This is a genomic window from Rothia mucilaginosa, from assembly GCF_001548235.1.
In the GTDB taxonomy this organism is placed as follows: Bacteria; Actinomycetota; Actinomycetes; order Actinomycetales; family Micrococcaceae; genus Rothia; species Rothia mucilaginosa_B.
In genome coordinates this window covers 1,014,785-1,027,132 of sequence record NZ_AP014938.1, presented here as the reverse complement: position 1 = coordinate 1,027,132, position 12,348 = coordinate 1,014,785, and the positions used below count along the sequence as shown (strand labels likewise).

The 12,348-nt window shown below is 57.3% G+C and carries 7 protein-coding genes and 2 tRNA genes; all 9 read right to left on the bottom strand.

Translation table 11 applies throughout. The features are described from left to right. Position 1: 1 nt before the first annotated feature. The 9 genes from RM6536_RS03890 to dnaA all read right to left on the bottom strand — a co-directional run bounded on the left by RM6536_RS03890 (position 2) and on the right by dnaA (position 12,029). Positions 2 to 74: transfer RNA gene (locus RM6536_RS03890), tRNA-Ala, on the bottom strand. Between the two features lie 144 nt (positions 75 to 218). Beyond that, a tRNA-Ile gene (locus RM6536_RS03885) sits at positions 219 to 292 on the bottom strand. Positions 293 to 500: 208 nt separating this feature from the next. After that, a complete protein-coding gene (locus RM6536_RS03880) occupies positions 501 to 1,097 on the bottom strand; it encodes a DUF3566 domain-containing protein (protein WP_060824120.1) in 597 nt (198 codons plus the stop codon). Next, the gene (gyrA, locus tag RM6536_RS03875) at positions 1,097 to 3,727 is read right to left on the bottom strand and encodes a DNA gyrase subunit A (RefSeq protein ID WP_060824119.1); all 2,631 of its coding nucleotides are present in this window, start codon (positions 3,725 to 3,727) and stop codon (positions 1,097 to 1,099) included. Before gyrA ends, RM6536_RS03880 begins: the two co-directional genes overlap by 1 nt. A 78-nt stretch (positions 3,728 to 3,805) precedes the next feature. Further along, positions 3,806 to 5,836 (bottom strand): DNA topoisomerase (ATP-hydrolyzing) subunit B, encoded by a 2,031-nt coding sequence (gyrB, locus tag RM6536_RS03870; RefSeq protein WP_060824118.1) that lies wholly within the window; start codon positions 5,834 to 5,836, stop codon positions 3,806 to 3,808. Positions 5,837 to 6,251: 415 nt separating this feature from the next. Next, the gene (locus tag RM6536_RS03865; RefSeq protein ID WP_060824117.1) at positions 6,252 to 6,947 is read right to left on the bottom strand and encodes a DUF721 domain-containing protein; all 696 of its coding nucleotides are present in this window, start codon (positions 6,945 to 6,947) and stop codon (positions 6,252 to 6,254) included. After that, entirely contained in the window at positions 6,940 to 8,181 is a 1,242-nt protein-coding gene (gene recF / locus RM6536_RS03860) for a DNA replication/repair protein RecF (RefSeq protein ID WP_060824116.1), read from the bottom strand. Before recF ends, RM6536_RS03865 begins: the two co-directional genes overlap by 8 nt. 221 nt (positions 8,182 to 8,402) lie before the next feature. After that, entirely contained in the window at positions 8,403 to 9,527 is a 1,125-nt protein-coding gene (gene dnaN, locus RM6536_RS03855) for a DNA polymerase III subunit beta (protein WP_060824115.1), read from the bottom strand. A 798-nt stretch (positions 9,528 to 10,325) separates the two neighbouring features. Continuing rightward, a complete protein-coding gene (gene dnaA / locus RM6536_RS03850) occupies positions 10,326 to 12,029 on the bottom strand; it encodes a chromosomal replication initiator protein DnaA (RefSeq protein WP_060824114.1) in 1,704 nt (567 codons plus the stop codon). Between the last annotated feature and the right edge of the window lie 319 nt (positions 12,030 to 12,348).

Sequence of the window (12,348 nt, the reverse complement as noted above, 5' to 3'; positions counted from 1 at the left end):
GTGGAGGCGAGGGGACTCGAACCCCTAACCCTCTGCTTGCAAAGCAGATGCGCTACCAATTGCGCCACGCCCCCGTCTCAGCGGAAACCACTGTTTAGTTATTTTTCCAAGCCTTTACGACTTCATTGCTCTGGTACTTTTTCAAGACCATCACAGTGACACACGAAAGAACAGCAAGAATCAATAATTTCTTCATTATTGCCTTTCGTTATGTGGAGTGGGCGTACCAAGAATCGAACTTGGGACCTCTTCGTTATCAGCGAAGCGCTCTAACCGTCTGAGCTATACGCCCTCCTTCTGCGGAATTTCTTCCGTAGAACGAGATATAACTATACAGGTGTTTACGGGTAACACCAAATCGAAAAAGCATGTTCTGCATCACATTTTATTGTCAGGGGTTTCCGGGCATACCGGGCACACAGAGCAAGAGCATGCAGAACGGGCGGCACCGCCTCCACCAGAGACGGCACCGCCCGCACACAAAGCTCAAGAGCTACAAACTAGGACTCATCGCTCAGAGTCAAGGTCACGCCACCAACCAGCTTCGCAGCCAGGTTGTACAGAATCGCGCCAATCATACCCAGCAGAGTAAAGACCACAGTGTTGACCACAGCAAAAATAGTAGTCACCAAAGCAACCTGACCCAGCGAAATCATCTGCGAAATATCCACAGTGGTCGAACCGGTACCCAAAGAGCTAATCAGCTGGTTCACACCAGCAAACGCGCCAGAAGCCTGCAGGAACAGCCACAGAATCACCGAAGCCACCACAGTCACAATGCCCAAAGCAATAGACAGCAGGAAGATCAGCTTAGCCACCGACCACGTATCAACCTTCTGAACCACCAGACGCGCGCGACGAATCTTCGAACGCGGCGCCGGACGCACCAACTGACGACGCGAACCGGTCGGACGCTTAGCGTTCACAGGACGCTTGCCGGCAGGACGCTTAGCGGTACCACCAGGACGAGCCTGGCCCGAACGCGCCTGAGCCGGGCGACGCGCGCCAGCCTTAGCCGCACCCGAAGACTTGGATGCGCCAGCTGCCGCCGAACGCTGTGCCGACGCAGGAGAGGAGCTCGCGGGAGTGCTGCTCATTAGTTACCTCCAGTAGCGGTGAGATCGGCAGCTGCCGCTTCACCCTCGTTGTCCGTACCGGGCGCCTCAGAAGACTCCGAAGCCTCGGTGTTCTCAGTGGTTTCATCGTCGCTATCATCCAGCTGACGATCCTGGTTGCGCGCAACACCAATAATAGAATCGCCCTTACCGGGCTTTGCAAAGATAACACCCATAGTATCGCGTCCCTTCGCAGGAACCTCATTCACATTCGAGCGAACGACCTTGCCGCTGGCCATAACCACCAGCACCTCGTCCTCTTCATCCACAATGAGGCCACCCACCAGGGCGCCACGATCCTCAACTAGCTTAGCAACCTTAATGCCAAAACCGTTACGACCCTGCACGCGGTACTCATCCACGCTCGTACGCTTCGCGTAACCACCCTCAGTGACCACGAAGACGAAGGAGCCCTCAGTAACCACATTCGCAGAAATCAGCTCGTCGCCCTCACGGAACTTCATACCGGTCACGCCGGACGTGGAGCGACCCATCGGGCGCAGCGACGCATCATCAGCGTGGAAACGCAACGACATACCGTTACGCGACACCAGCAGAATATCGTCCTGAGCCGACACAGTGAACGCCGAAACAACCTCATCGCCCTCACGCAAGTTAATCGCAATCAGGCCGGCAGTACGGTTCGTATCGTAATCGCTCAGGCGGCTCTTCTTCACCATGCCGCCGCGAGTAGCAAGCACCAGGTACTCAGCATCCTCGTAGCTCTTCAGCTCCATCACCTGAGCAATATGCTCACCGCCCTGGAACTCCAGCAGGTTCGCAATGTGCTGACCCTTCGCGTCACGACCGGCTTCCTGCAGCTCGTAACCCTTCGCACGGTACACGCGACCCAGGTTCGTGAAGAACAGAATCCAGCTGTGCGTAGTAGTCACAAAGAAATGCTCCACCACATCATCACCGCGCAGCGAGGCACCCTTAATGCCCTTACCGCCGCGGTGCTGGCTACGGTACTGATCACTGCGGGTGCGCTTAATGTAGCCGCCGCGAGTAATCGTGACCACGACCTCTTCCTCGGGGATGAGGTCTTCCATGGACATGTCGCCGTTGTAGCCGTACATAATCTGGGTGCGACGCTCATCGCCGTAGCGGTTCACAATCTCGCCCAGCTCCTCAGAGATAATCTCACGCTGGCGAGTCTCCGAAGCAATAATCGCGTTGTACTCAGCGATCATGCGCATCAGCTCATCGTGGCGATCCTGAATCTTCTGACGCTCCAGAGCGGCCAAACGACGCAGCTGCATGTTCAGAATTGCCTGAGCCTGAGCCTCATCAATCTGCAGGAACTCCATCAGGCCGCTACGCGCCTCATCAGCGGTGGGGGAGCGGCGAATCAGGGCAATAACCTCATCCAGAGCATCCAGAGCCTTCAGCAGGCCACGCAGGATGTGCGCCTCTTCCTCCGCCTGACGCAGACGGTAACGGGTACGACGAACGATAACGTCCATTTGGTGATCCACCCAGTGGCGCACAAACGCATCCAGGGACAGGGTACGCGGCACGCCATCAACAATGGCGAGCATATTCGCGGAGAAGTTCTCCTGCAGCTGGGTGTGCTTGTACAGGTTGTTCAGCACAACCTTCGGGGAAGCATCACGCTTGAGCACAATCACCAGACGCTGACCGGTACGACCCGACGTCTCATCGCGAAGATCCGCGATGCCGGTGACCTTGCCATCCTTGATGAGCTCAGCAATCTTAATCGCCAGGTTATCCGGGTTCGCCTGGTACGGCAGCTCGGTGACCACCAGGCAGGTACGACCGTGGATTTCCTCCACGTTGACCACCGCGCGCATGGTGATAGAGCCACGGCCGGTGCGGTACGCATCCTCAATGCCCTTGGTGCCCAGAATCTGCGCACCGGTCGGGAAGTCCGGGCCCTTAATGCGCGCCATCAGAGCGTTCAGCAGCTCCTCATTGGTGGCGTGCGGGTTCTTCAGGAACCACTCCACGCCCTCGGCAACCTCACGCAGGTTATGCGGCGGGATGTTGGTCGCCATACCCACAGCAATACCCGAAGAACCATTGATCAACAGGTTCGGGATGCGCGCGGGCAGAACGGTAGGCTCAAGGGACTTGCCGTCGTAGTTGGGCTGGAAATCAACAGTGTCCTCGTTGATGTCACGCACCATCTCCAAGGCAATGGGGGCCATCTTGGTCTCGGTGTATCGAGGCGCTGCGGCACCGTCGTTACCGGGGGAGCCGAAGTTACCCTGACCCAGTGCCAGCGGGTAACGCATGATCCAGCTCTGAATCAGACGCACCAGAGTGTCGTAGATAGCGCTATCACCGTGGGGGTGGAACTGACCCATCACGTCGCCAACCACGCGGGCGCACTTGTTGAAGGATCGGTCCGGGCGGTAGCCGCCATCGTACATCGCGTAGATCACGCGGCGGTGCACGGGCTTGAGGCCGTCACGTACATCCGGCAGGGCGCGGCCAATAATAACGGCCATTGCGTAGTCCAGGTAGGAACGCTGCATTTCAGTCTGCAGGTCCACCTGTTCAATGTGGCCGTGCTGGCCTACGCTTTCGGAACCACCATTGCTGACTACGTCAACTGCGGTGGTCTCATTCTGGTGTTCTTCGCTCATAACTTTCTCATTACTTCATATCTCGATTGACATATGCCTCAGTCTGCATATTGCCTATGAGGCATATGCCGCTTCGGGCTAGATATCGAGGAATCGAATGTCCTTTGCGTTCTGCTGGATAAACTCACGACGAGCCTCAACGTCCTCACCCATCAGAACAGAGAAGATCTGGTCAGCAGCAGCTGCATCCTCCATCTTCACCTGAAGCAGGGTACGACGAGCCGGGTCCATGGTGGTGTCCCACAGCTCGGTGTAGTCCATCTCGCCCAGACCCTTGTAACGCTGAATGCCGTTCTCCTTGGGCAGGCGCAGGTTCTTCGCTGCACCACGAGCCAGAGCCTCATCACGCTCAGCGTCCGAGTACACGTAGTCGTGCGGAGCGTTCGACCACTTGATGCGGTACAGCGGCGGCTGAGCCAGGTACACGTAACCAGCCTCAATCAGCGGACGCATAAAGCGGAAGAGCAGAGTCAACAGCAGGGTCGTAATGTGCTGGCCGTCGACGTCCGCATCCGCCATCAGAACAATCTTGTGGTAGCGTGCCTTCTCAATATCGAAGTCGTCGCCAATGCCGGTACCGAAAGCGGTAATCATCGCCTGAATTTCAGCATTGGACAGGGCACGGTCCAGGCGAGCACGCTCAACGTTCAGGATCTTACCGCGCAGCGGCAGAATAGCCTGAGTATTCGGGTCACGACCCTGCACTGCCGAACCACCCGCAGAGTCACCCTCCACCAGGTAAATCTCAGAGATCGACGGATCCTTCGAGGAGCAGTCCTTGAGCTTACCGGGCATGGAGCTGGTCTCCAGCAGGCCCTTGCGGCGGGTGGTCTCGCGAGCCTTACGGGCTGCAATACGCGCCTGAGCGGCGGTGATTGCACGGCGAACAATGTCCTTTGCCACCGCGGGGTTACGGCCGAACCAGTCGCTGAGGTGATCGTTCACCTCACGCTGGGTGAAGGACTTAGCCTCCGAGTTACCCAGCTTGGTCTTGGTCTGGCCCTCGAACTGCGGCTCAGAAATCTTAATCGAGATGACCGCGGTCAGGCCCTCACGCACGTCTTCACCGGTGAGGTTATCGTCCTTATCGCGCAGCAGCTTGTTCTCACGCGCGTAACGGTTCACCAGAGAGGTCAGAGCGGCGCGGAAACCCTCTTCGTGGGTACCACCCTCGTGGGTGTTAATCGTGTTCGCGTACGAGTAGACGGACTCCTTGTACGCGCCGGTCCACTGCATCGCCACTTCCAGGCTCATGTTGCGGTCGGTGTCTTCGGACTCAAAGGAGACGATCTCCTCGTTCACGATGGTCTTCGCGCCAGCGTTGAGGAAGTGTACGTAGTCAAACAGGCCGTTGTCGTAACGGTAAGTAACGGTCGTGAAACCGTCAGCGTTCGCACGCACGCGGTTGAGGACGTTTTCCTTCTCCTCTTCAGCAACCTCGTCACCGGTGAACTTCTCGCGCTCATCGGTCAGGGTGATGGTCAGGCCCTTGTTCAGGAACGCCATCTGCTGGAAGCGAGCGCGCAGAGTCTCAAAGTCGAACTCGACGGTCTCAAAAATCTCGGGGTCCGGGTAGAAAGTCTGGATAGTGCCGGTCTTATCGGACGGCTCACCCTTACGCAGGGGGCCATCCGGCACACCACCGTTGGAGAAGGAAATATGCCATGCGTAGCCCTGACGGTGCACCTCGGTAATCACGCGGGTAGACAGCGCGTTCACCACGGAGATACCCACACCGTGCAGACCACCAGAAACAGAGTAGCCGCCGCCGCCAAACTTACCGCCAGCGTGCAACACGGTCATAACGACCTCAACGGTGGACTTGTGCTCGGTGGGGTGCTCATCCACGGGAATACCGCGGCCGTCATCCTCTACGCGAACAGCACCATCAGCCTGGATGGTCACGTCAATTTTGGAGGCGTAACCGGCGAGCGCCTCGTCAACCGAGTTATCTACAACCTCGTAGACCAGGTGGTGCAGACCGCGCTCAGTGGTCGAGCCAATGTACATGCCGGGGCGCTTGCGAACCGCTTCCAGACCTTCCAGCACGGTAATATCGGATGCACCGTATTCATGCTGCTGTTCAGATGCATTCTGTTCAGATGCCACGAGGCAGAACTCCTTGAGTAGATGATGCAACCGGCGAAGAAAAATGGCGGGCCGCTCAGAGGGGAGCCTAGAACGCCTCACAGAGAGCACAAGAAAGTGCCCGTACAACCCGCGTTGCCGGTGGTGCCCATAGGTGGGCACACTTTACGCATTGTCTCTTTTATTTTACCGAGCAAGAGAGCTTAAAACCATCTACGGGCGTCATTTATTGAGCTTTTTGCAGGCTATTACCCGCTCAAAAGCCCGCAAAGGCAGTTTAGAGTGGTTCAACCCCCTCTTAAGGTAGGGGGTACAGTTCACAGCCTCGTGAGGGTTGCCGGCGCTTCTATAGCTTTCATAGCGTGCAGAAAAAGGCTTATTTTGACCTAACACCGTTCAACCAGAAGGTGCTCGAGGGTCGGGGGCACCCAGAAGGCTACCCGTAGGTGTCGCGCACGCCGCGCATACCGGTGGCACGCCGATAGCCTCGCTGGTTCCAGCGTCCGTTATTCGGGCCCAGTACGCGAACCTGAGCTACGACACCCTCACCCAGTTCGCGGCGGAAAAGCTCGATGAGGTGCCCGTGCATCAGGCGCAACTGAGTCGTCCAGGCGGTAGAGTCGCACTGGACTTCAACAATGGAGTTTTCGAAGCTGATCGGGCGGGTGTGTGCCGCAATTTCAGGACCCACTAGCTCGGCCCAGCGAGCCAGCACGCTAGAGACTGCCACGGGCTCTTTCCAGCCGCGAGAACGAATCAGAGCACTAACAATGCCGCCAAGGGGTTTGGGGTCACGAGAGCTCTCTCCGGGGCCGCTATACCCACCCATGACGCGGGGGTCCCACCCCTGCGCTCGCCGTGATTTCTTTTTCGAGGCGACACCGGACATGACCGCACCAAAATCGCGCATGATTTTATTCGCAGAGAAGGCGTTCAGAGGTGCCTCGCCGCGTTCTTGAGCCGCCACTCGCATACGGGTCAGTAGGGCGGAGGGGGCGTCCACCTCATCACGGTAGAACTCACCCACGCCGTCAACCTCGCGCGGGTTTTGGGGCTCCGCAAACTGCGGTTCCGCGAATTCATCGAATGTTTCACGTGAAACATGGTTTTGAGGGTGAATGGGGTTACTCATCGCCGTCACCCTCCGCGAGCGCAGAAACGGTCGAATTCGGCTGCCCCGCAGAGTCAGTGACAGGACCAGCGGCAGGCTGCACATACTCGGCGCGCCCCGCCGTCACCGACACCAGGCGGTAGTCGCCCAGCTCCTCCGGAATATCGCTGAGCACCGCGCAGGTAATCAGTACCTGCTCCGCGTCCGCAACCATCGCACCCAGGCGGTGGCGGCGCGCAGAATCAAGCTCCGCAAACACATCATCAAGAATCAGAATCGGCGAAGACCCCACCGAGGAGTCATCCTCAACATGCACAAACCAGGAGGCCAACTTCAGCGCCAAAGCAAAAGACCAGCTCTCGCCGTGCGAGGCAAAATGCTTCACCGGCATGCCACCGAGCAGCAGGGTAATATCCTCACGATGCGGACCCACCAGGGTCACGCCACGCTCAATCTCATCGCGTCGCCGCTCCGCAAAACCACGCATCAAAGCCTCCTTGAGGTCCTCAATGCGCATCAGCGCCGCATGCTCGATCGAGCGCTCGCCCATGCTCGAAAAAACAGTCGACTCATAGTTGAAACCGACCTCTTTAGAGCCGTCCGTCAGCCCCGCGTAGGCGCGGCGAAGCTGCGGCAAAAAACGCTGCAGCAGACGAAAACGCGCAGAAAGCAGCTGAGCACCCAGAGTCGACAGCTGCTCATCCCACACCGAGAGCGTACTCAAGGCGTTCTCGTCCCGCGCCTTACGCTGCATGGATTTCAGTAACGAATTACGCTGCCGCAAAATCCGCTCATACTCGCTACGGTACCCGGAAACCACCGGACGCAAAGAGCTGGCCAAATCATCCACAAAACGACGACGACCGGCGGGATCCCCCTTCACTAGTTGCAGATCCTCCGGGGAAAACAGCACCGTGCGAGCAATACCCAGCGCTTCCTTGGCACGCACCGGCGCGGCACGATTAATGCGCACCCGGTTACTCTGCCCCGGAGCAATCTCAAACTCGGTCACCGTCTGCTGCGAACCGCGCACCGTACGGGTACGGATATAGGCGCGCGAAGCCCCCGCCCGCACCAGCGGCCCGTCATGGCTCACACGGTGCGAAGACAGCGACGCCGCATAGTCGATCGCCTCAACAATATTGGTTTTACCCACACCATTCGATCCCAGAAACACCGTAACTCCCGCCGAAAGAGGCAGGCTCAGCAGAGCGTAGGTGCGGTAATCCAACAACGAAATATGGTCGATATACACCGGAAGCTCCTTTCACGGGGTTTCAAACGCTGGTTCTTAGCTAGGGGTTCTTAGCTGGAGGTTCTTAGTTAGGGGGCTTCACAGCACCCGGCTGGAGGGCACCGCGAGAGGTCACAATACTAGGTTTTTCCGCGCGGACGAGCACAGAAAAACAGCGCAACCCCGCACATACTCGCGGCACACAGGGCACCGAAAGACGTACGGGGCGGCAAAGGCTGAAACTAGTTCGACGGTAGGCGGACCGGCATCAGCAGGTAACGGTAGTTGCGGTCATCCTCAGCTAGAGGCTCGTTCTGACCGGAAATCACGGCGGGCTTCGGCGCATCGGTGAAGGAGAAACGAACGAACTCAGTACCGAAAACCTTCAAACCATCCGAGAGGTAGGCGGGGTTGTACGCAACGGTGATGTCATCACCGGACAGGTGCGCCTGCAGAGTCTCGGAAGCCTGAGCCTCATCACCGCGGCCGGCATCAATAGCAACCGAACCCTGAGTGAACTTCAGACGCAGGGGAGTGTTGCGCTCCGCCACGAGAGAGATACGGCGAGCAGCCTCGGCCAGGTCGGAGGTGCGAACCACCGCGTGAATCGGGGTCTGCTCGGGGAACAGCGCACGGATGTTGGGGTAGTCGCCGTCCATCAGAACGCTGGTGGTGCGGCGGGTACCCGCTGCGAAGCCGATCAGCTCACCAGCGGCGGGCAGAGCAATAGACAGTTCACCGGATCCGGAAAGGGTGCTACCGACCTCGGAGACGGTCTTAGCCTTCAGAAGCACAGCCGCCTGAACATCGGGGTTGACCGGGTTCCACTTGATTTCGCGCATTGCCAGGCGGTAGCGGTCGGTGGCGAGCAGGGTCATGGTGTCGCCATTGATTTCTACGCGGATACCGGTCAACAGCGGCAGAGTCTCATCCTTGGACACAGCAATCTGAACCTGCTTGACGGCTTCAGCGAATTTGGCACCGTCCACGGTACCGGAAATTTCAGGAAGCTCGGGAAGCTCGGGGTAGTCCACGACCGGCATGCCAGCCAGCTGGAAGTTAGCGGAACGGCAGTGAAGACGAATCACGGACTCATCTGCTGTGAACTCGACGGGCGCATTCGGCAAAGAGCGGCAAATTTCTGCCAGGATCTTGCCGGGAACCAGGCAAACGCCTTCTGCTTCAACATCGGCTGCAATGACCTGACGGGCGCTGGTCTCGTGATCGAAGCTTGCGATGCTGACCTCACCTGCGGAGGCGGTAATCAGCAGACCGTTGAGTACGGGGGAGGTGGGACGCAACGGAAGTGAGCGTGCCGTCCAGCCGACTGCTTCGGCAAGGACATCGCGTTCAACGGTGAATTTCATCGAGAAGGCGCCTTTCACGGAATTAGATAGTAGTTTGTGGGCGCACGTAAAGCTTTGGACGATAGAGCCGGATATACCGCGTGCTCTGATGCGCAGTGAATCTTCCGCGCGCGCGTCTATCCATCCTACCGGATTTTGTAATTACACAGAGACTCGAAAGTCGATCCCGCAGCGAAAAATCGGGTGAGATGAGGCATGCAGAGCCGCTGTATTTTTGTAATTACAAAGATAGGCGGAAGGTGTAGTAAATCCAGTCGAAAACAGGTTCGAATTAGGTAATGGTTCGATGTTGGTTTCTTCTTCAAACCCAACCTTCACATCCAACCTAAGAGATAGCGTGCAGCCATCGATCCAAATCCGCGAAAATCTACGTTTTCAGTAGGGGCGCACAGAAAAACCTGAACCGGCTCGGTCGGTTGAGCAGAGCTACTTGTTATGGGGAGGATTTTTTCTTTAAGTACAGTAGTATTGTTAACGCTTGTGGAAACGGTGGAAAACCCCTTCCTTGCCTGCAATGACGCGGAAGTAGCCTGTGGACATTAAGTGGAAGAATCCACTCAGTGCTGAGGATGCATTGTGCATGGATATTTATACATTTCCTCAATTCCACACCTTTTGAATATTCATGCACTTAACGTCCACATGAACGCATGAGTTAAAGCACAGCTTATCCACACCCCGAAAATCCAGCGTTGAGAGTCGCTAAAGTCCTTGAATCCAGCGTGAACCCCCGCCCCGAAGCCTATAAAACACCTAGTCGAGGCACAAAATAAGCTACGGGACAGGGACAAAACACATCTAGCCGGCGGCGCGCTGCTCCTGGCGGATCAAATTCGTCAGTTCAGTCACCTGATTAAAAATCGTCTGACGCTCCGCCATCTGCGCGCTCACCTTACGCACCGCGTGCATCACCGTCGTGTGGTCGCGACCACCCAAATCGTTACCAATACGCGGCAGGGACATCTCGGTCAGCTCACGCAGAAGATACATCGCCACCTGACGCGCATTCGTGAGCGTACGGGTGCGAGACTTCGACTGCATATCCTCAATGGACACATCAAAATACTTCGCCACCGTCGCCAAAACCAGCGCCGACGTAATCTCCGCACCACCGGTATCAGAGAGCAAATCCTTCAGATAGGTCTCAGCCTCAGCCAGGGTAATGGGCTCCGGCGGCTTCTTCATCGAGGCGGCAGCGCTCGCACGAATCAGAGCGCCCTCCAACTCGCGAATATTGGCCGTGACATGGGAAGCAATGTACTCCATGACGTCATCGCGCACCGGCAAAATCTCGTTCTGAGCCTTCTTCCGCAGAATCGCGATACGAGTCTCCAGCTCCGGAGGCTGCACATCCACGTTCAGACCCGAACCGAAACGCGAACGCATACGCTCAGCAAAACCGGTCAGCTGCTTCGGCGGCAAATCAGAGGTAATCACGATCTGCTTCTGGTGGTTGTACAGGGCGTTAAACGTATGGAAGAACTCCTCCATCGTCGCCTCTTTACCCGCCAAAAACTGGATATCGTCAATCAGAAGAACGTCAACATTGCGGTAAATCTGCTTGAACGACGAACCCTCATCATCACGGATCGAGTTAATGAAGTCATTCGTGAACTCCTCAGAATTCACGTAGCGCACCCGCAAATTCGGGTACAGATACTTGGTGTAGTGGCCGATCGCGTGCAGCAGGTGGGTCTTACCCAGACCCGAACCGCCGTAGATGAACAGCGGGTTGTAGACAATGCCGGGCTGCTCCGCCACCGCGAAAGCGCTCGCGTGCGCAAAGCGGTTGGACTGACCGATCACGAAGGTGTCGAAGGTATAGTTTGGGTTCAGGCGGGCAGAGCTGTCCCAAGTCGGCGCGTTTTCCGGGTCTTCATGCGGATGCACCTGCTGGGCCTCCGGTACCGCCGGGGCATCCGGAACGAAAGTGGGTGCCGGGTACTCGCGAGGCGCTGGCGCACCCGCAGCAGGAGCCGCCGGAGCAGCCTGCTGCGCGGAGGGGAATCCTGCACGCTCCGCCTCCAAATCGTGCAGGGAAGGGCGGGTAACCTGCTCATCAGCGGGTACCTCGTAGTGGTCAGGGCCCGGGTGCGGCTCCGTGTAGTACTCAAAAGCACACGAGCCGGCAGGCGCCTCGGGATGGGCAGAAGCCGTCGCTGCCGAAGGGGCGGGCTGGTGCTCAACAGGCACCTCACGCTCACCCTGGAAAACGTCCTGACTTGCAGGTTCAATCGGAACCATCGACTCATTCACATCGAAAAGCGCGGTGGTCGACGGACCAAAAGCCTCGTGTAGAGCCGCACGGAACGAAGCGCTAATCTGCTCCTCGAAGACCGCACGGGTGAGCTTATTCGGCACCTCAATGATGAGGCGAGAAGAACCCATCAGTCCCTGAGGCTGCGCAAGATTCACGAAACCGCGCTGACGTGCCGTCACCGACGGATCGGCGGCAAGGATGGAGAGCAGATGCGCCCAGCGCGCCTGAAGGGAGTCGGTCATGGAAATCTTTACTTTCACTCGATGTGAAGCGGTGGTGCAGTAAAGAAATTATGCCGGAAACCACCGCGAGGTCATTAAGATTCTACCCGCTTAATGCACAGGGGGAGAAAGTTATCCACAAGAGTTTTCCACACGGTGGAAAACTTGTAATTACAGAAGTGGATAAGCGGTGGATTTAAGTGCACAACAGGGCTTCTTCCTTGATATTTAGCGGAATAGCTCGGGGGTTCCTGGGTGTGGATAACTTGGTGATAGCAGAAGGTTTAATAGGGATATGCACCGCGGTGGATACCGCGCCGCCACACATATCCCCAGGTAT

Bases quoted from the DNA above. Each gene is read 5' to 3' on its own strand.
- gyrA (WP_060824119.1), bottom strand. From the start codon at position 3,727: ATGAGCGAAGAACACCAGAATGAGACCACCGCAGTTGACGTAGTCAGC.
- RM6536_RS03880 (WP_060824120.1), bottom strand. From the start codon at position 1,097: ATGAGCAGCACTCCCGCGAGCTCCTCTCCTGCGTCGGCACAGCGTTCG.
- dnaA (WP_060824114.1), bottom strand. From the start codon at position 12,029: ATGACCGACTCCCTTCAGGCGCGCTGGGCGCATCTGCTCTCCATCCTT.
- dnaN (WP_060824115.1), bottom strand. From the start codon at position 9,527: ATGAAATTCACCGTTGAACGCGATGTCCTTGCCGAAGCAGTCGGCTGG.
- RM6536_RS03865 (WP_060824117.1), bottom strand. From the start codon at position 6,947: ATGAGTAACCCCATTCACCCTCAAAACCATGTTTCACGTGAAACATTC.